The sequence below is a fragment of the Actinoplanes sp. NPDC049681 genome, from assembly GCF_044465265.1.
Classification (GTDB): domain Bacteria; phylum Actinomycetota; class Actinomycetes; order Mycobacteriales; family Micromonosporaceae; genus Actinoplanes.
Window position 1 is genome coordinate 217,159 of the sequence record NZ_JBITLP010000004.1, and the last position, 18,068, is coordinate 235,226.

The following is an 18,068-nucleotide window of genomic DNA, read 5'->3' on the forward strand; positions in this document are numbered from 1 at the left end:
CTGTCAGGCACCCCTCTGATCGGTTGGGGAAGGGACGAGCAGGCCGTCGAGCAGGAGCGAGACCATCTCGTCCCCGTCGAAGCGGTCGGGATCACCGAACGGCCCGAAGGAATTCGCGCCGCAGAAGAGCAGGAGCAGCGCCGCGACCGTGGCCGGTGGGCGCCGCAGGAGGGCGGCGTCGGGCGCGATGAGCTCGGCGAGCACCGCCTGCAGCCGCTCCCGGGAGCGGGCCATCCGCTCGGCCGCCTCGGGATGGCTGCCGGACGCCAGCACCAGCTTGCGGGCGCCGGCCATGAGATGGGCGTTCTCGGCGAAGCGGCCGTTGATGAGCGTGGCCGCGCGGGACAGCCGCTCGCGCAGCCCGGCGCCCGGGTCGATGGCCGCGATGGCGTCCACCGTGGGCTGGGGGTCGAGCGTCTCCAGCAGAGCCGCCACGACCAGCGACTGCTTGTCGGGGAAGACGCCGAAGATGGTGCCCTCCGCGACCCCGGCCGCCTCGGCGATCCGCCGCGTGCTGACGTCGAGCCCGAACTCGTGCAGCAGGGGAATGGTGGCGGCGATGAGGGCGGCCCGGCGGTCGTCGGGTGCCATCGCGGGCACCCGGCGCCGGCGGACCTGCCCGGGCGTGGAACTCATGCCGGGAAGACTACTGAGCGAGCACTCACTCAGCCACTGATATTTGTCATGTCCTTGAGTCGGCTTTCAGCTCAGGCGTCGGCGAGCGCCGTCCGGGCGGCCGGCACGGCGCGCTCCCGGTCCGCCGGGACCAGGCCGAGGCGGGTGCGCCGGTCCAGCAGGTCCTCCTCGGTCACGGCGCCCTCGTGGCGTACCGCGAAGAGCAGCTCGGCGCCGGTCACCTCGACGCCGGGCGCCACCGGCTCCCGCAGCGCCGGATTCTCGCTGCCGAGGGCGTGCACGGCCGGAGCCTCGTCGCCGTAGCGCGCGATCAGCCGGGCCGGCGCGCTCAGGCGGGCCAGCCGGGCGGCCGGCGCGGCCCCCACCAGCGGCAGCCGGGCGGTCCGGCATGGACCCGCGCTCAACCCCGCGTGGGTCACCGCAGCGTCGACCGCGTCGGCCGCCATTCTCCGGTACGTCGTGAGCTTGCCGCCCACCACGGTGGTAACGCCCGCCGCCGAGGTGCGCACGGCATGCTGCCGGGACAAGTCGGCGGTGCTGTCCGCCCGTCCCGCCAGCAGCGGCCGCAGGCCGGCGAACGTACCTACGACGTCGGCGTCGGTGAGGGGAGCCTCCAGCGCGGTGGCGAACACGTCGAGCAGGAAACCGACCTCCGCCGGGCTGGGCTGCGGGACGTCGGTCACCGGACCGTCCACCGGTTCGTCGGTGATCCCGGCGTAGATCAGCCCGCCCGGCTGGGGAAGGGCGAAGACGAAGCGGTTGGTCTCGCCGGGCACGGGTACGGTCAGGGCCGCCGTCGGGTGGCCCAGTGCCGCTGCGCGCAGGACCAGATGGGTGCCGCGGGACGGGCGCAGGTGTACCGAGGGGTCGAGCTGTCCGGCCCACACGCCGGTCGCGTTGACGACGGCCCGCGCGCGTACCTCGTGGCGTTCGCCGGTCAGGGTGTCGCGGACGGCTGCGCCGCGACCATGGAGATCCTCGACGGCGCAGTGGGTCACGATGCGCGCGCCGAAGCCGGCCGCCGTACGCGCCAGCGCCACCACGAGCCGGGCGTCGTCGACCAGCTGACCGTCCCACTGCATCAACCCGCCGCGCAGGCCCGAGCGGCGTACGGCCGGGGCCAGCCGCCGCACCTCGGCGGCCGAGATGCGCCGGGAGCGGGGGAGGGCGGCGCGTGGGGTGCCGGCCGCGATGCGCAGGGCGTCGCCGGCGGCGAACCCGGCCCGCGCCAGCCAGGCCTTCGGCGCCGGGACGAACGGGGTGAGCGGCAGCACGAACGGCAGCGCGCTGACCAGGTGCGGGGCCGTACGCCGCAGCAGCACGTCCCGCTCGGCGGCGCTCTCGTACGCCAGCCCGATGTGCCCCCCGGCGAGGTAGCGCAGTCCACCGTGGACCAGCTTGGAGCTCCAGCGGGAGGTGCCGAAGGCGAGGTCGCCGGCGTCGACGGCCGCCACCGACAGCCCGCGGGACGCCGCGTCCAGGGCGACCCCGGCGCCGGTCACGCCCAGGCCCACGACCAGCAGATCGACCGTCCTGCCGCCGGCCAGCTCGGCGAGGTCGCGGCGGCGGCGGGCCGCGGACAACGAGGTGGCGCTCACGGCTTCAGGTGCCGGTCGAGGAGCAGGCGCAGCTCGTCGTCGAGCGCGTCCTCCGTGATGGCGCCGTCCGCCCCGTCCGGCCCGGTCATCGTCGACGCCGAGATGACGAAGCCGTGCACGGCCAGGACCGCCGTACGCGCGAGCAGCACCGGGTCCTTGCGGCGCAGGGAGCCGTCGGCCTGCCCCTCGCCGATCGCCGCGACGAGGTGCTCGAGGATGGCGTCCTGCACGGTGCCGCGGCGATCCACCAGGTACGGCAGCAGCACCTCGGGGTCGAGCTCGACCACGCGCCGGAACATCGCGTGCCGGCGGAGCGCCCGCGAGCCGCGGACCAGGCCGTCGACGATGCGGTCGCGTGCCGTCTCGCCCTGCGCGTCCGATTCCGCCGCGAAGGCCAGCGTGCTCCACTCGCGGGTCATCAGGTCCGCCATGAGCGTCGCCATGTCCGGCCAGCGCCGGTACATCGTCATCCGGGAGACGCCGGCTCGCCGCGCCACGTCGGTGAGCGTCGTGCGCCGCAGGCCGACCGCGAGCACGCAGTCCCGGGCCGCGTTGAGGAGATCGTCGTCCCCGGGGGTGTTACGAGTTGACGTCATGTGTCACAGTGTAACCCATGACCACCTTCCGCTGGGGCGATCCCGCCGACGCCGTCACGCTGCCGTCCTCCGTGCGCAACCTGCTCGCCGCCGCACTGGGTGTGACCGAGCCGCGGCCGGCGGCCGAGCCGGTGCTGCCCGAACCCGCGCCCCTGCCGGACTTCCCCGGGCTCGACGTCTCACCGGCCGCCCGCCTGGGCCACGCCACCGGGATGTCCACCGAGGACCTCCTCACCGCCCGCGGTGGCGCGGTGCCGGACGCGCCGGACGGCGTCGCCCGGCCGGCCTCGCACGAGGAGGTGCTCGAGGTGCTGCGGCTGGCGGCCGAGCACCGGGTGGCGGTCGTGCCGCACGGGGGGCGTACCTCCGTCGTCGGCGGGCTGCGGGCGGTCCGCGAGGGTTACACCGGCGTGGTGGCCCTCGACCTGAGCGGCCTCGACCGGCTCCTGCGCCTGGACCGGACCTCCCGCACGGCCACCTTCCAGGCCGGGGTGCCAGGGCCGCGCGCCGAGGAGATGCTCAACGCCGAAGGCTTCACGCTGGGCCACTTCCCGCAGTCGTTCCAGTACGCGACGCTCGGCGGTTTCGCCGCCACCCGCTCCAGCGGCCAGGCGTCGGCGGGCTACGGCCGGTTCGACCAGATGGTCGTCGGCCTGCGGGCGGCCACCGGCGCGGGCACCCTCGACCTCGGCCGGGCGCCCCAGTCCGCGGCCGGGCCGGACCTGCGCCAGCTCCTGCTCGGCTCGGAGGGCGCCTTCGGCGTGCTGACCGAGATCACCGTGCGCATCCGCCCGCGGCGTGAGCTGCAGTACGCCGGATGGGCGTTCCCGTCGTTCGAGGCGGGGATGCGGGCGGTCCGGGCGCTTGCCCAGGACGGCCCGCTGCCGGTGGTGCTGCGGCTCTCCGACGAGGCCGAGACGGCGATCAACGCGGCGACCGGCTCGGGAGCGGAGGCCGGTGGCGGCTGCCTCGCCATCGTCGGCCACTTCCCGGGCGCGGACCCGGCCGAACGGCTCGTGGAGTACGGGGGCGAGCCGCTCGGGGAGGAGCCCGGGAAGGCGTGGGAGGCCGGCCGGTTCCGGGCGCCGTACCTGCGGGACGCCCTGCTGGACGCGGGAGCGCTCGCCGAGACGCTGGAGACGGCGACGTTCTGGGACCGTCTGCCGCAGACGTACGCCGCCGTGCGGGACGCGCTGGTCGGCACGCTGAGTGCGGCAGGGACGCCGCCCATGGTCATGTGCCACATCTCCCACGTGTACGAGACCGGCGCGTCGCTCTACTTCACCGTCGTGGCGGCGCAGGCGGAGGACCCGATCGCGCAGTGGCGGGCGGCGAAGGCGGCGGCGGGCGAGGCGATCGTCAAGTCGGGCGCCACGATCAGCCATCACCACGGCGTCGGCCGCGACCACCGCTCCTGGTACGCCCAGGAGATCGGCCCGGTCGGCACCGCCGTGCTGCACGCGGTCAAGCGCGCCGTCGACCCGCACGACGTCCTCAATCCTGGAATCCTGCTCCCGTGAAGCGCGAGACGTTCACCGCGATCGTCAACCCCGCCGCCGGGGCGGGCTCCGCCGCGGCGACGATGATCACTCTCGCCCGGGCGCTGCGGGAGAGCGGGGCCTGGGTGCGCGTCACGTACAGCCGGGGTCTGAAGCATGCGACCGAGCTGGCGGCCGCGGCAGCCGCCCGGGGTGAGACGGTGCTGGCGGCCGGTGGCGACGGTATGGCCGGGGCGGTGGCCGCGGGCCTCGTCGGCACGGACGCCGAGCTGGGAGTGGTGCCGGCGGGCCGGGGCAATGACCTGGCCCGGGCGGTGCCGCTGCCGCGCGACGATCCGGCGGCCTTCGCCGCGGCCCTGCGGCAACACCCGAGCCGGCCGGTCGACGTCGCGATGGCGGGGGAACGCGTCGTGCTCGGCAGCGTCTGCGCGGGCCTCGACGCGGCCGCGAACGCGGCGGCCAACCGCTGGCGCCTGCCTCGGCGGCCGATCGCGTACCAGATCGCGGCGGCCGGCGTGCTCGCCCGCTGGCGTCCGGTCACGTATGACCTGATCGTGGACGGGGAGCCGCAGCGGCTGGTCGGCAACACTGTCGTCGTGGCCAACTGCGCCTGGTACGGCGGCGCGCTGCGGGTCGCACCCGCGGCACGGCTGGACGACGGGTTCCTCGACCTGGTGACCATCGGCGAGATGGGGCGCCGCCGGCTCGTACCGGTCCTCGCCGCCATGCGCCGCGGCGAGCACGTGACCATGCCCGGCATCGCGTCGCGGCCGGTCCGCGAGGTCACCATCGCCACCGACCGTCCGACTCCGTTCTACGCCGACGGCGAGCCCTTGCCGCCGGGTCCGGCGACGGTCACGGTGCGCCCGGGCGCTCTCCGGTTGATCGGCGCCTGAGCGGGATCACCGTAGCGACGCGTCCAGCCGGCGGATCAGTTCTCCGACGCGCCCGCCACCGGGCGGGGCCAGGGGGTACCGCCCCAGGACGTCCACCACGACCGGATCCGCCAGGAGCCGGGCCTGCGCGATGTGCCCGGCTCCGACGGCAGGATCGCCGTCCGCGTCGAGCTCGAATGCCCGGGCGGCGTGGGCGGCCGCGCCCAGGATGTGCTTGACCTGGGTGGCCTTCGCCAGCGGATGCAGGTACGCCGCACCGGCCGCGGCCAGGGCCGCGCGCGCAGCATCGCTCGCCGCGGCCAGCCCGGCATCACGGGTCTCCTGGGCCGCCCGCTGGGCCGCCCACGCGCAGTCACGCAGCGCCTTGGTGCGCTCACCTCCCCGGGCGAACGCCAGCGCGGCGTCGATCGCGGCTCGTGGGCGGCGGTCGTCAGGGCGTACCCGTTCGAAGATCTCCAAGGCCGGCCCCGCACACGCCGCCGCATAACCGGCGACCTCGCGGAGCTCGGACCGGGTCAGGTCGTCCATGGCGTCATCCTTGCGCACGGGAGCGGTATTCCCTCGGCGTATACTCTCAGCGTATAGTCGGCCGCATGACGGTGCCGCTGACCCTTCTGGGGCTGCTCGAACGCGAACCCAGCCATGGCTACGACCTCAAACGCGACTACGACGCCTACTTCGGACGCGGCAAACCGCTGTCGTTCGGGCAGGTCTACTCGACGCTCAGCCGGCTCGCCCGCGACGGCAAGGTCGTCATCAGCGAGGTGGAGCCCGGCGAGGGCCCCGACCGCAAGCGCTACATCATCACCGATGCCGGCGCCACCGAGGTGGACGCGTGGCTCACCGAGCCGGTGGAACCCGAGCCGCACCTGCAGACGACGCTGTTCGCCAAGGTCACGCTCGCGCTGATGCTCGGGCGCCCGGCGGAGGAATATCTCGACACCCAGCGCGCCGCCCACCTGCGCCGGATGCGTGAACTGACCGAGATCAAGCGCACCGGCGGGCTGGTCGACGCGCTGCTCGCCGACCACGGCCTGTTCCACCTCGAGGCCGACCTGCGGTGGATCGAACTCACCGCCGCCCGCCTGGACACCCTCGCCAAGGAGGTACGCCGATGAGCCTCATCGCCGCCCGCGACGTCACTGTGGCGTTCGGGCAGACGCCGGCCCTGCGGGGGGCGAGCCTGTCCGTCGACGCCGGGGAGATCCTCGCCGTCATGGGCCCCAGCGGCTCCGGGAAGTCCACGCTGCTGCACTGCCTGGCCGGGATCCTCACCCCTGACGCCGGGGAGATCCACTTCGACGGCCGCCGCCTCGACACGCTCGACGAGACCGCCCGCAGCACGCTGCGGCGGGACACGTTCGGCTTCGTGTTCCAATTCGGACAGCTGGTGCCCGAGCTCACGGCGGAGGAGAACGTCGCGCTGCCGCTGCTGCTCAACGGCGTACGGCGGGCGAAGGCGGTGGGGGAGGCACGGGAGTGGTTCCCCCGGCTCGGCCTCGACGGGCTCGAGCACCGGCGCTCCGGAGAACTCTCCGGCGGCCAGGCGCAGCGGGTCGCGCTCGCCCGGGGGCTGGTGGCCCGGCCCCGCGTGCTGTTCGCCGACGAGCCGACCGGAGCCCTGGACTCGCTCACCGGCGAGCACGTCATGGACCTGCTCGTCGACGGGGCCCGCGAGCAGGGCACCACGGTCGTCGTCGTCACCCACGAGCCGCGCGTGGCCGCGTACGCCGACCGCGAGGTCGTGGTCCGCGACGGCCGGGTCCACTCCCTCGCCGCCGAGGCCGTCTCATGATCCGCTTCGGACTTCGTCTCACGGTCGCGGGGGGCCGCGAGGCGGTGCTGCGGCTGATCCTGATCGCCGTCGCGGTGGCGTTCGGCGTCGGCATGCTGCTGACCGCCGTGGCGGGGATGTCCGGCGTCGAACGCCAGAACGACCGCTACGGCTGGGCGAACGCCGCCGTCCAGCCGGCCGGCCAGGGCCCGCTCTGGTGGCACCTGCGCGTGGACACGTACGACAAGCGAGCCGTCGGCCGGGTCGACCTCGCCGTCGCCGGGCCGGACGCGCCCGTACCGCCCGGGCTGCCGCGGCTGCCCGGCCCCGGCGAGTTCTACGCGTCGCCGGCCCTGCGCGACCTGCTGGCGACCGAACCCGCGGACCAGCTCGGCGCCCGCTTCCCCGGCCGGATGGCCGGAACGATCGGCCCGGCCGCCCTGCCCGCGCCGGACTCGCTCGTGGCAGTCGTCGGATACACCCCGGCGGAGCTGTCCCAGCGCCCCGGAGCGGTACGCGTCGCCCGCATACCCGACGGTCCACCCGCGAACTGCCCGGGCGGTTGCTGGGCCGGCATCCCGTCGTCCGGGCTCCAGCTCATCCTCGCCGTCGTGGCGGCCGCGCTCATCTTCCCGCTGCTGATCCTGGTGGGCTCGGCAACCCGGCTCAACGCCACGCGGCGCGAACAGCGGTTCGCGGCCATGCGGCTGGTGGGCGCGACGCCCCGGCAGGTGTCGACCGTCGCCGCCGTCGAGTCGACGGTGTCCACCGTGGCCGGGACCGTCGGCGGCTTCGTGCTCTTCTACGCCTTCCGCGACATGCTGGCCGCCATCCCGTTCACGGGCGCGCCGATGTTCCCGTCGGACCTGTCGCCGGGTGTCGGCGGAACACTTGCCGTGGCGGTGGGCGTACCGGCGGCTGCCGCACTGGTGGCGCGGTTCGCGTTGCGCCGCGTCCGGATCTCGCCGCTGGGCGTGAGCCGGCGGGTCACGCCGCGGGCGCCGCGGGCGTACCGTCTCATGCCGCTGGCGCTCGGCGTCACCGAGCTGGCCTTCTTCGTCGGCCGCCGGCCGGAGACCACCGACGGCCAGATCCTGGCGTTCCTGCCCGGCATCCTGATCGTCATGGCCGGCCTCGTCATCGCCGGGCCCTGGCTCACCATGGCCGGCTCCCGGCTGCTGGCCCGCCGGGCCCGCCGACCGGAGTCGCTGATCGCCGCCCGCCGCCTGGCCGACGACCCCAGGGCCGGGTTCCGCGCGGTCGGTGGCCTGGTCCTCGCCCTGTTCGTCACCAGCGTCGCCGTCGGCGTGATGACGACGATCGCCGCCGACCGCCAGCAGCCCGGGGTCGGCTACGACGGCGAACTGGGGCTGATCTTCCGGGACCCGCGGACGGCGCCCACCGGCCCGGTCGCCCCGGCCGGACTCGCGAGCCTGCCCGGGGTCCGCGCGGTGACCGTCGTCCGCATCGCACCGGACGACCTGCCGAGGCCGGCCACGTTCTTCTTCCCGGACGGCCTCGCCGACTGTGCGGACGTCGCCCGTACGCCCGGGGCCCGGCAGTGCGCGCCGGGAGCGAAGGTCGCCTGGGTGTACTCCGACCTGGTCGGACCGGACGAGTTCACCGGTCCCTGGCCCGCCGCGGACGTACCGGTGGCCCGCCTCCACACCCTGCCGGCGATGTCGCTGCTGGCGGACACGGACGGCTCGGCGCCCGTCATCGAGCGCGCCCGTACGCTGATCATCGCCGCATACCCGACACGATGGGGACCGGTCACGCCGGCGGAGTGGGAGGCGGACGCGGCCAAGGTCTTCGACGGCTGGCAGCGCCTGGCCGATGTGGTGGTGCTGACCAGCCTCGCGATCGCGGGCTTCAGCCTCGCGGTGTCCGTGGCGGGCGGACTGGCCGAGCGGAAGAGGCCGTTCAGCATGCTCCGGTTGACCGGGGTGTCCCTCGGTACGCTGCGGCGGGTGGTCGCCCTGGAAAGCCTGACGCCGCTGCTGACGGCGGCGGTGGTGTCCGCCGGTGCGGGGTTCCTCTGTGCGGAGCTGTTCCTCGAGGCGCAGATGGGTTTGACGCTGAGGTCGCCGGGCGCCGGGTATTACGTGATCGTGGCGCTCGGGCTGGGGGTGTCGGTGGCGGTGATCACCTCGATGCTGCCGCTGCTGCGCCGCATCACCGGTCCGGAGTCCGCCCGGAACGACTGACGTCCGGAGACGCTGTGGGGGTTACGCGGTCAGGGGACGCGGGCGACCACGCCGTTGCACGAGACGTCCTCGATGGAGGGACGGGGTTTCGGGGCGCCCTCCGCGCGCCAGCGGGACACCGACACCAGGCCGGGCTCGAGGAACTCGAGGCCGTGCAGCAGCTCGCCGAGACGCTCACCCGTGCGGGGGACGAACCGGCCGTCGCGGTTGTTCGCGGTCAGCTCGGCGACCGCCTCCGGGGTCTGGTATTCCCAGGTGGCGTGCGACGCGACGACGTAGCTGCCCGACGGCAGGGCGCCCACGAGCTTGTCGATGATCGCCTGCGGGTCCTCGTCGTCGCGGATGAAGTGCAGGACCGCGACCAGCAGCAGTGCGACCGGCTGGCTGAGGTCCAGGGTGGCGTGCAGGTCGGGGTGGCCCAGGATGTCCTCGGGGTTGCGCAGGTCGGCGTCGAGGTACGCGATGGCGCCCTGGGGACCGCTCGTGATCAGCGCGCGGGCGTGGGTCAGCACGATCGGGTCGTTGTCGACGTACACCGTGCGGGTGGTGGGCTGGATGGCCTGGGCGACATCGTGGGTGTTGCCGGGGGCGGGGATGCCGGTGCCGATGTCGAGGAACTGCCGCACGCCCTGGCGGGCCAGGAACTCCACGGCCCGCCCGAGGAACATCCTGTTCTCCACGGCCATGAGCCGGATGGTCGGCATGGCGGCCTCGATGGCGTCCCCGGACGCCCGGTCCGCGGCGAAGTGGTCCTTGCCGCCGAGCCAGTAGTTGTACCGCCGGGCCGGATGGGCGATCGTCGAGTCGAACCGACCCGCACCGGACTCCGTATTGCCGCCGCTCACGCTGCCTCCCACCGCCGGACGGGGAAAACGTCCCGTACCGATCTTAATGACTGGATGGCAAGGGATCACGCCGCCCGTTCGTGGACCAGCTCGAGGCCGTCCTCGTCGTCCCACTGCTCGCCCACACGGGTGAAGCCGAAGCGGTGTGCGAGGGCGAGCGATGCCTCGTTGTCCGGGCCGATGCTCAGCCGGACGGTCCGCACGGACGGCTCGCGGGCCGCCCGGTCGAGCAGTGCGGCCAGCGCGGCGGTCGCGTATCCCTGCCGGCGGAACGCCGGGTCGATCGCATATCCGATCTCCACCAGGCCGGACGGCGACGGGCGGCCGTGGAAGCCGGCGCGCCCGACCGATCGCCGGCCGTCCTCGTCCCAGACGATGCCGGTGACCCAGTCCGCCTCGACCGGGTCCGCCGAGACCTGCCGGTGCCGCCGGCGCCACACCCCGGCGTTCTCGGGACCGGCCAGGTACGCCGACAGCGGCACCGGGCTCAGCGCGTTCGCGGCAACGAGGTCCTGCCGGGCGAGAGCCTCGAAGATCGCGCCGGTGAGCTGCACGACCCGGACGCGTACGCCGGCGGAACCCGTCACGGCAGGAGCGAGCGGACGATGACGACGGCGAGGAACACGACGATGAAGGCGAGGTCGATGCCGATGCCGGAGAAGCGCAGGGGAGGCAGCACCCCGCGGACGGGGGCGAGCAGCGGTTCGGTTGCCGCCCGTACGCCGGCGGACAGGCGGGAGCGCACCGAGCCGGGCAGGCTGGGGCCGGCGATCGCGACGGTCCAGTCGAGCACCGCCCGGGCGATCAGCAACACCTGGACCAACAGCAACAGCAGGCTCACGACGGCGAGCACAGGACCCATGGGACACCTCCAGAGAGCCGGCGGGGCGTCTCCACTATGCGGGGCTTTGTTGTGAAATCGCTGAGTCCCGGGTGAGGACCGATGCCGGGGCCATGCCGCCGACCGTAACCGGCCACGTCCACCGGACCTGACCGGCCGCATCAACCGGCCGTATCAACCGGCCGCCTCGACCAGCCGGCGGTCGCGCCGGACGTGCGTTGCGCGGGGGCGGCGGATGATCAGTTCCGCGACCGCGAGGTTGATGACCCAGCCGGCGAGCATCAGGAACGAGCGTGTGAACGGGCTCGGCGTGACGGAGAGGACGAGCCACGGCACGTGGGTGAGGAACTGGGTGCCGGCGCCCAGGCCGATCGCGTAGCCGCGGATCATCCACGCCTCGTGGCCCCGGAAGTCACGGCGGCGCACCGCCGCGAGGCCGAGCAGGAGGGAGGCGAGCATCCCCGAGCCGAAGATCACCCGGTAGACGTTGGTGGCCGCGTCGTCGGCGGCCGGCAGGTCGTACGCGAAGGTCATCCAGAGGCCGGACGCCGCAGTGACCAGCCCGCAGACCACCAGCGCGCGCCCGGCGAGGCGGTGCCAGCGGGGCCACCGGCGCCGGAGCGCCGCGGAGAACTGGAACGCGCCGACGATGCAGAACGGCACGGCTCCGACGATGTGCAGGATCACCGGCAGGGGCAGGTCGAAGAAGCGCTGGTTGGCCTCGGTCACCTCGGCGCCGGTGGCCAGCTGGGTGAGGCGGGCGGCGCCGGCCACCGACGGGACGAGGGAGAGCGCGACGAGTCCGGAGGGTACGAGCCAGGTTCGGGAAGCCATGGACCGATCGTCGCGGGGGAGGGGGGTGCGGCTCATCGGTGCGAAGGCCGGAGCTGCCCCGTACCGGGGACGGAGGCGGGAGCCGTACTTATGGCCGGGTCACGCGGCGGTGCTCGTACGCCCACATCGCGATCTCGACCCTGTTCCGGGCGCCGAGCTTGGCCATCAGGCTGGCGACGTGGGTCTTCACCGTGCTGAGGCTGATGTGCAACTCGTCGGCGATCTCGCTGTTCGTGCGCCCGACCGCCACCGTCGCCAGCACCTCCTCCTCCCGGTCGGTCAGCGGGTCGACCGGCTGCCGCGGTGCCCCGGCGGGCCCGGCCGCGGCGAAGGTCCGCAGCAGGCGTGCGGTGATGCTCGGCGCGATGAGCGCGTCCCCGGCCGCGGCGGCGTGCACGGCCTGGGCCAGCATCGCCGCGCCCGCCTCCTTGAGCAGGAAGCCGCGGGCTCCGGCGCGCAGCGCCGCGTACACGAGTTCGTCGAGGTCGAAGGTGGTGATGACGACGACCGCCAGGGGATCGGCGACGCCGGGGCCCGCGAGCAGACGCGTCGCCTCGATGCCGTCGACGCCCGGCATGCGGATGTCGAGCAGGCACACGTCGGGGCGGAGCTCCCGGGCCAGTTCCACGGCCCGTTGACCGTTGGCCGCCTCGCCGACCACGGTGATGTCCGGGTGGGCGTTGAGCAGCATCGTCAGGCCGGTACGGACGATCTCCTGGTCATCGGCCACCAGCACCCGGACGGTCATCCGGCCGTCCCGGCGAGCGGCAGGGTCGCGGTGACCGTCCAGCCCCGGCCGGGCTCGGGACCCGCCGCGCACGTCCCGCCGAGCAGGCCGGCGCGCTCGACCATGCCGGGGATGCCGTACCCGCCGCCCGGGCGCCCGCGCCCGCCACCACCCGGGCGCACGGGCCCGCCGCCGTCGCCGTCGTCGCTGACCCGCAGGTTGACCGCCTGGGCGCCGGCATCGACCCGGACCTCGATGCGGCTCGCGTGGCGGGCGTGCCGCCGGGCGTTGGTGACCGACTCCTGGGCCAGCCGGTAGACCGCGGCGCCGACCGACGGGGGCACGCCGGTCACGTCCCCGGTGATCCGGACGTCCACTTCCGGGCCCCCACGCGCCTGCCGGGCCAGGGTGGTCACGTCGTGGATGCCCGGGCTGGGCGCCAGGTCCACGGGCTCACCCTGGCGCAGGACGCGGACCATCGCGCGCATCTCGGCGAGCGCCTGCGCGGCTTCGGTCTCGATGAGGCGCAGCGCGTCGGTCGCGGCCCCCGGGTCGCCCGGCGCGGTGGCCAGCCCGGCCTGGGCCCGGATCGCCATCGCGGAGACGTGGTGGGCGACCGTGTCGTGCAGGTCGCGGGCCAGCCGCTCCCGTTCCAGCAGCTTCACCTGGTCAAGCTCCCGTGCGCGAGCGCGGGCACGGTTGCGCAGGGCGAGGCCCAGCGCGGTCACCGCGGACATCACGATCAGGCCGGTCAGAGCGTCGTCGAGCACCAGCTGGCTGATCGCCACGGCGACGATGATCTTGGCGGCGATGACCGCCGCGCCGAGCCCGATCTCCCGGCCCGAACCCCACCTGACCAGCGCGTACGGCAGAAGGAGCAGGTACGCCATGGTGAAGAGCTCGGGACTGATGCCGCCGGTGACCAGCGGGAGCAGGGCCGTGGTCCCGAACGCGACGGCGACCGCCGCCAGGGGCCGGGTCCGCCGCCACAGCAGGGTCGGCAGCAGCGCCAGGAGCAGCGCCGCGCCGGCGATCCGGGCGGGCAGGGCCGGCCGCAGCACCGCCTCGAGCGGGATCAGGACCACGAGGGCGGCCGTCAGCGCCCAGTCGCGCCACACCCGCGCGGGAGCCGCGGGAGGGCGCGGTTCGTCCCAGGCGGAGCGGAACAGTGATCGCACGCTCTGATGGTAGGAGCCGGCCGGCGCTAGTGATAGGTGAGTTCGCCCGCACGGATCGGCACGCTGAGGGTGTTCTCCGGGGGCGGCAGCGGGCACAGCCACGCGTCGTCGTACGCGCAGCTCGGGTTGTAGAGGTAGTTGAAGTCGAGCCGGACCCGGCCGGCCCCGAGCATCTCGACGCCGAGGCCGTGGGTGCCCTTGACCGTGTCCGTCAGGTACCGGCCGCCGCCGTACGTCTCCTTGCCGCTGGTCGCGTCGCGGACCGGGAGGAACAGCCCGCCGCCGTATGCCGAGAGCCACCACAGCGAGAGCGGTCCCCACGGGGTGTCCAGGACCCCGACCCGCTCGTAGTGGCAGACGCCGTCCTCGCCGCCCGTGTCGACGTCGAGGGTGCCCGGGGCCTCGCGCAGTTCCACCTCGGTGACGTACTCGTCGGCGGGCGGGTAGTACTTCAGGCCGCCGAACGGCTCGCCCCGGGGGATCGCCGATTGCGGGTGGGTGGCGAAGAGCGCGTCGCGGCGGGTGCGGAAGTCGGTGAGGTCGGTGGCGGTCAGGTAGAGGCGGGCGACCGCGGCGCGGTAGTCGGCCAGTTCGAGTGCCTGCACGGTTCCACGGTAGCCCCGGACCCTTGAGTGGATCTTGCTTCTCTGCCTACCCTCGAGTGGTCATCATATTGAAACGTTTAAATACATGGAGGTCTGCATGGCACGAACTGGGACGACGAAGGCCGCCGTAGCCGTCGTCGTCGCGCTGTCCCTGTCCTCCGCGCCCGCCGCCGCCAGCCCTGTTGAAATGCGCGTTGAAACGCTGTCCGGCGCGCACTGGATCTGGTTCCCCGAGGGCGATCCCGTCACGGCCGCCCCCGTCGCCACCCGTTACCTGCAGCGCTCGTTCACCGCGCCGGCCGGGCCGTACACCGAGGCCGACCTGCTCGTCGCCGGCGACGACACCGTCGATGTCTGGCTCAACGGCACCTGGCTCGCCGGGTCCCCGCGCACCACCGACTCCTGGAAACGGGCGCAGTCCGTCGATCTCGCCGCGGCGCTCCAGCCCGGCGCCAACACGCTCACCATCGCCGCCCGCAACACCGGCGGCCCGGCCGGCCTCGTCGGGCGGCTGCACGTCGCCTCGGCGCAGGGGGTCGTGGACCTCGGGACCGACGGTGCCTGGCAGGCCGCGGACGCGGTGCCGCACCACTGGGTGCCCGCAAAGGACCTCGGCGCGTACGGCACCGGGCCCTGGCGCTCGGACGTCACGGTGCCCGCCGCGGACGCCGCGTCTCCCGTCACCGTCGGCGGGCTCACCACCGAGCGGCGCACGGACCCGGTCGGAATCGACGCGGCGAAGCCGCGCTTCGGCTGGCGCCTCAGCAGCGCCGCCAACGGTCAGGTCCAGGGCCGTTACCAGGTCACCGTCGGCACGGATCCGGGCGCGACCGACGTCTGGGACAGCGGGCAGGTCGCCTCCCGGCAGTCCGTGGACGTCGCGTACGCCGGACCGCCGCTGGCCGCCAACCGTACGTATCACTGGCGCGTACGGATCTGGGACGCGCAGGGCCGCCCCAGCCCGTGGAGCGCCCCCGCCCGCTTCGACACCGGTCTCGCCGCATGGCAGGCCGACTTCATCGGCGCGCCCGGCACGGCCGGCCTCGCCGGTGCCTCCTGGATCTGGTACCCCGAGGGCGACGCGACGGCAAGCGTCCCGGCGGGTACGCGCTACTTCCGGCGTACGGTCGACGTCGTAACGCCGGGGCGCACCACCCTGGTCGTGACCGGCGACGACACCGCCGACGTCTGGGTCAACGGCGCCCGGGTCAGTGCCTCGCGCCGGGTCACCGACTCGTGGAAACGGGCCACCACAGTGGACGTGACCGCCCAGATCCGGGCGGGCGCCAACACGATCGCGATCGCCGCCACCAACACGTCCGCCGGTCCTGCCGGCGTGATCGCCAAGCTGCAGGGTGCGACGACCGGCGGCACCGACGCGGCGTGGAAGGCGTCGCAGACCGCGCCCGACGGCTGGCAGCAGCCCGGCTTCGACGACCACGCCTGGCCGGCCGCACGGGTCGCCGCCGCGTACGGGTCCGGACCGTGGGGTGACCAGGTGGTCGTGCCCAACCCGGCGCCGCGGCTCGCCAAGACGTTCAGCGTCGGCAAGCCCGTCGCCCGCGCCCGGCTGTTCGCCACCGCCCTGGGGCTGCACGAGACGTACCTCAACGGCGCGAAGGTCAGCGAGGAACGGCTCGCCCCGGGCTGGACCGACTACACCAAGCGCCTGCAGTACCGCGCGTACGACGTGACGGCCGCACTCCGGCAGGGTGACAACACACTGTCCGCGCTCCTGGGCGACGGCTGGTACTCCGGCAGCCTCGGGTTCGCCGGCAGCCGCCGTTACGGCAGCTCACCGTGGTACTCGGCGGACCTCGTCATCGAGTACGCGGACGGTACGCGCGGCGGTGTCCGTACCGATGGATCATGGTCGGCGACCGCGAGCCCGATCGTCTCCGACGACCTGTATCACGGCGAGGATCAGGATGCCCGCATCGCGGGCGGCCCCGCCCAGCCGGTGACCGTGCGCACCGGGCCCGCGCCGCGGCTGGTGGCTCAGGTCGACCCGGGCGTGACCGTGCAGCAGCAACTGCGGCCGGTGCAGCTCACCCAGCCGAAGCCGGGCGTCTGGATCGCCGACCTCGGCCAGAACTTCGCGGGCTGGGACCGGCTGCGGGTCCAGGGGCCGGCCGGCACGACGGTGACCCTGCGGCACGGTGAGATTCTCAACGCGGACGGCACCCTCTACACGGCCAACCTCCGGGCGGCCCAGGCCACCGACACGTTCACCCTGGCCGGCGGCGGCGCGGAGACGTTCGAGCCGCACTTCACCGTGCACGGCTACCGCTACGTGGAGCTGACCGGATTCCCGGGTACGCCCACGGCCGACAGCATCACCGGGCTGGCGGCCTGGACCGCCGGCGCCGAGACGGGCACCTTCAGCACGTCGGACCCGCTGGTCAACCAGCTGCAGCACAACATTCTCTGGGGCGCCCGCTCGAACATGCTGTCCATCCCCACGGACTGCCCGCAGCGCGACGAGCGGCTCGGCTGGACCGGCGACATCGCGGCGTTCGGCGCCACGTCGACGTTCAACTTCGACACCCACGGCCTGCTCGCGAAGTTCGCCGACGACCTGACCGACGCCCAGCACGCCGACGGCGCCTTCACCGACGTGGCGCCCGACGTGCTCGGCGGGGCGGGCAAGGCCGGCTGGGGCGACGCGGGCGTCGTCGTGCCGTACGTGCTCTGGCAGCGTTTCGGCGATCTGTCCGTCGTGGACCAGCACTTCGACGCGATGGCCCGATGGGTGGACTACCTCAAGGCCACCGCCGGTCCCGATCTCGTCCGCAACCAGGACACCTACGGCGACTGGCTCAACGTCAACGACAACACCGCGAACGACCTCACGAGTACGGCGTTCTTCGGCTGGTCGGCACGGCTGGTGTCCCGGATGGCGGCGGCGACCGGGCGTGCCCCGCAGGCGGCCACGTACGGAGACCTGGCCGACCGGATCGCCGCCGCGTTCACCGGCCGCTTCGTCGCCGCCGACGGCACGGTCCGCGGCAACAGCCAGACCGGCTACGTGCTGGCGCTCGCCTTCGGCCTGGTGCCGCAGGAACGCACCCAGGCGGTGGCGGACAAGCTCGCCGCCAAGGTGGCTTCCCGAAACGGGCACCTGTCGGTCGGTTTCATGGGCGTCGAGAACCTGCTGCCGGTCCTCGCCGGACATGGGCATCTCGACACCGCGTACCAGATCCTGCAGCAACCGGACTATCCCGGCTGGGGCTACATGAACTCCCGGGGCGCGACCACGATCTGGGAGCGCTGGGACGGCATCCGGCCGGACGGCTCGCTGCAGGACCCGGGTATGAACTCCTTCAACCACTACGGCCTCGGGTCGGTCGGCGACTGGCTCTACCGCACGGTCGGCGGCATCGCCCCGGGCGCGCCGGGCTATCAGAAGCTGCTGATCGCACCCAAGCCCGGCGGTTCGCTCACGGCCGCGACCACGTCGCTGATGACCGGGTACGGCCAGACGCGTACGCAGTGGACGCGCAGCGGCGGAAAGCTGACCCTGGCCGTCGTCGTGCCGCCCGGCACCACGGCGACGATCGAGGTGCCGGCGCCGGACGCGGCGGCGGTGACCGCCCCGGCGGAGGCCGTGCCCCAGGGCTACGCGGACGGTGCCGCCGCGTACTCGCTCGGTTCCGGCTCGTACACCTTCACCGTGGCCGGCTAGCTGCGGGGACGCCGGCTCGGCGGCGGGCAGGCCGGTCGGATGATCGTGCCGCCCGCCGCCGGCCGGCCGGGAAATCGTCGGACCGGACCGCGGATGCGACATTGTGCATTGCGCCCGGAAGGAGAAACCTGGAGAGGTTCGCGAGGT

The 18,068-nt window shown here is 73.9% G+C and carries 17 protein-coding genes; 6 read left to right on the forward strand and 11 right to left on the reverse strand.

All coding sequences use genetic code 11. The features are described from left to right. Window positions 1–3 precede the first annotated feature (3 nt). The 3 genes from ACIBO8_RS15400 to ACIBO8_RS15410 all read right to left on the reverse strand — a co-directional run bounded on the left by ACIBO8_RS15400 (window position 4) and on the right by ACIBO8_RS15410 (window position 2,830). Entirely contained in the window at window positions 4–636 is a 633-nt protein-coding gene (locus tag ACIBO8_RS15400) for a TetR/AcrR family transcriptional regulator (RefSeq protein WP_396115842.1), read from the reverse strand. 71 nt (window positions 637–707) lie between these two features. Beyond that, entirely contained in the window at window positions 708–2,234 is a 1,527-nt protein-coding gene (locus tag ACIBO8_RS15405; RefSeq protein WP_396115843.1) for a glycerol-3-phosphate dehydrogenase/oxidase, read from the reverse strand. Beyond that, entirely contained in the window at window positions 2,231–2,830 is a 600-nt protein-coding gene (locus ACIBO8_RS15410) for a TetR/AcrR family transcriptional regulator (protein WP_396115844.1), read from the reverse strand. The genes ACIBO8_RS15405 and ACIBO8_RS15410 overlap by 4 nt, the downstream gene beginning before the upstream one ends. Window positions 2,831–2,847: 17 nt before the next feature. Here ACIBO8_RS15410 and ACIBO8_RS15415 point away from each other — a divergent pair, with 17 nt between their 5' ends. Next, the gene (locus ACIBO8_RS15415) at window positions 2,848–4,350 is read left to right on the forward strand and encodes an FAD-binding oxidoreductase (RefSeq protein WP_396115845.1); all 1,503 of its coding nucleotides are present in this window, start codon (window positions 2,848–2,850) and stop codon (window positions 4,348–4,350) included. After that, window positions 4,347–5,225 (forward strand): diacylglycerol/lipid kinase family protein, encoded by an 879-nt coding sequence (locus ACIBO8_RS15420; protein ID WP_396115846.1) that lies wholly within the window; start codon window positions 4,347–4,349, stop codon window positions 5,223–5,225. The genes ACIBO8_RS15415 and ACIBO8_RS15420 overlap by 4 nt, the downstream gene beginning before the upstream one ends. A gap of 6 nt (window positions 5,226–5,231) precedes the next feature. Here the strand turns inward: ACIBO8_RS15420 and ACIBO8_RS15425 are convergent, their stop codons facing one another. Next, window positions 5,232–5,753: a putative immunity protein gene (locus tag ACIBO8_RS15425; protein ID WP_396115847.1), complete on the reverse strand. Its 522-nt coding sequence runs from the start codon at window positions 5,751–5,753 to the stop codon at window positions 5,232–5,234. Window positions 5,754–5,818: 65 nt separating this feature from the next. Between ACIBO8_RS15425 and ACIBO8_RS15430 the strand changes: the two genes are divergently transcribed. The 3 genes from ACIBO8_RS15430 to ACIBO8_RS15440 are packed head-to-tail and all read left to right on the forward strand — an operon-like array spanning window position 5,819 to window position 9,206. Beyond that, entirely contained in the window at window positions 5,819–6,343 is a 525-nt protein-coding gene (locus ACIBO8_RS15430; RefSeq protein WP_396115849.1) for a PadR family transcriptional regulator, read from the forward strand. Next, window positions 6,340–7,020, forward strand: coding sequence for an ABC transporter ATP-binding protein (locus tag ACIBO8_RS15435; RefSeq protein ID WP_396115850.1), 681 nt, complete (start codon window positions 6,340–6,342; stop codon window positions 7,018–7,020). Before ACIBO8_RS15430 ends, ACIBO8_RS15435 begins: the two co-directional genes overlap by 4 nt. Continuing rightward, window positions 7,017–9,206 carry an FtsX-like permease family protein gene (locus ACIBO8_RS15440; RefSeq protein WP_396115852.1) on the forward strand — a complete coding sequence of 730 codons (2,190 nt, stop codon included), beginning with the start codon at window positions 7,017–7,019 and terminating at the stop codon, window positions 9,204–9,206. The genes ACIBO8_RS15435 and ACIBO8_RS15440 overlap by 4 nt, the downstream gene beginning before the upstream one ends. A 29-nt stretch (window positions 9,207–9,235) precedes the next feature. Here the strand turns inward: ACIBO8_RS15440 and ACIBO8_RS15445 are convergent, their stop codons facing one another. The 7 genes from ACIBO8_RS15445 to ACIBO8_RS15475 form a co-directional block, all read right to left on the reverse strand. Further along, window positions 9,236–10,051 (reverse strand): SAM-dependent methyltransferase, encoded by an 816-nt coding sequence (locus ACIBO8_RS15445; RefSeq protein WP_396115853.1) that lies wholly within the window; start codon window positions 10,049–10,051, stop codon window positions 9,236–9,238. A 65-nt stretch (window positions 10,052–10,116) separates the two neighbouring features. Beyond that, complete coding sequence (locus ACIBO8_RS15450; protein ID WP_396115854.1) at window positions 10,117–10,638, reverse strand: GNAT family N-acetyltransferase; 522 nt, start codon at window positions 10,636–10,638, stop codon at window positions 10,117–10,119. Beyond that, window positions 10,635–10,913 (reverse strand): YggT family protein, encoded by a 279-nt coding sequence (locus tag ACIBO8_RS15455; RefSeq protein ID WP_396115855.1) that lies wholly within the window; start codon window positions 10,911–10,913, stop codon window positions 10,635–10,637. Before ACIBO8_RS15455 ends, ACIBO8_RS15450 begins: the two co-directional genes overlap by 4 nt. A gap of 153 nt (window positions 10,914–11,066) precedes the next feature. Then, the gene (locus ACIBO8_RS15460) at window positions 11,067–11,726 is read right to left on the reverse strand and encodes a DUF2306 domain-containing protein (RefSeq protein WP_396115856.1); all 660 of its coding nucleotides are present in this window, start codon (window positions 11,724–11,726) and stop codon (window positions 11,067–11,069) included. An 88-nt stretch (window positions 11,727–11,814) separates the two neighbouring features. Continuing rightward, the gene (locus tag ACIBO8_RS15465) at window positions 11,815–12,474 is read right to left on the reverse strand and encodes a response regulator (RefSeq protein WP_396115857.1); all 660 of its coding nucleotides are present in this window, start codon (window positions 12,472–12,474) and stop codon (window positions 11,815–11,817) included. Next, window positions 12,471–13,631, reverse strand: a complete 1,161-nt coding sequence (locus ACIBO8_RS15470) for a sensor histidine kinase (RefSeq protein ID WP_396115858.1) — start codon at window positions 13,629–13,631, stop codon at window positions 12,471–12,473. Before ACIBO8_RS15470 ends, ACIBO8_RS15465 begins: the two co-directional genes overlap by 4 nt. A gap of 26 nt (window positions 13,632–13,657) precedes the next feature. Next, the gene (locus ACIBO8_RS15475) at window positions 13,658–14,236 is read right to left on the reverse strand and encodes a DUF1684 domain-containing protein (protein WP_396115859.1); all 579 of its coding nucleotides are present in this window, start codon (window positions 14,234–14,236) and stop codon (window positions 13,658–13,660) included. 97 nt (window positions 14,237–14,333) lie between these two features. On the opposite strand from ACIBO8_RS15475, the gene ACIBO8_RS15480 reads away from it, so the two are divergent. Further along, a complete protein-coding gene (locus ACIBO8_RS15480) occupies window positions 14,334–17,921 on the forward strand; it encodes a family 78 glycoside hydrolase catalytic domain (RefSeq protein WP_396115860.1) in 3,588 nt (1,195 codons plus the stop codon). The last annotated feature ends 147 nt before the right edge of the window (window positions 17,922–18,068 follow it).

Bases quoted from the DNA above. Each gene is read 5' to 3' on its own strand.
- ACIBO8_RS15460 (WP_396115856.1), bottom strand. From the start codon at position 11,726: ATGGCTTCCCGAACCTGGCTCGTACCCTCCGGACTCGTCGCGCTCTCC.
- ACIBO8_RS15415 (WP_396115845.1), top strand. From the start codon at position 2,848: ATGACCACCTTCCGCTGGGGCGATCCCGCCGACGCCGTCACGCTGCCG.
- ACIBO8_RS15465 (WP_396115857.1), bottom strand. From the start codon at position 12,474: ATGACCGTCCGGGTGCTGGTGGCCGATGACCAGGAGATCGTCCGTACC.
- ACIBO8_RS15400 (WP_396115842.1), bottom strand. From the start codon at position 636: ATGAGTTCCACGCCCGGGCAGGTCCGCCGGCGCCGGGTGCCCGCGATG.
- ACIBO8_RS15425 (WP_396115847.1), bottom strand. From the start codon at position 5,753: ATGGACGACCTGACCCGGTCCGAGCTCCGCGAGGTCGCCGGTTATGCG.
- ACIBO8_RS15435 (WP_396115850.1), top strand. From the start codon at position 6,340: ATGAGCCTCATCGCCGCCCGCGACGTCACTGTGGCGTTCGGGCAGACG.
- ACIBO8_RS15440 (WP_396115852.1), top strand. From the start codon at position 7,017: ATGATCCGCTTCGGACTTCGTCTCACGGTCGCGGGGGGCCGCGAGGCG.
- ACIBO8_RS15430 (WP_396115849.1), top strand. From the start codon at position 5,819: ATGACGGTGCCGCTGACCCTTCTGGGGCTGCTCGAACGCGAACCCAGC.
- ACIBO8_RS15410 (WP_396115844.1), bottom strand. From the start codon at position 2,830: ATGACGTCAACTCGTAACACCCCCGGGGACGACGATCTCCTCAACGCG.
- ACIBO8_RS15480 (WP_396115860.1), top strand. From the start codon at position 14,334: ATGGCACGAACTGGGACGACGAAGGCCGCCGTAGCCGTCGTCGTCGCG.
- ACIBO8_RS15455 (WP_396115855.1), bottom strand. From the start codon at position 10,913: ATGGGTCCTGTGCTCGCCGTCGTGAGCCTGCTGTTGCTGTTGGTCCAG.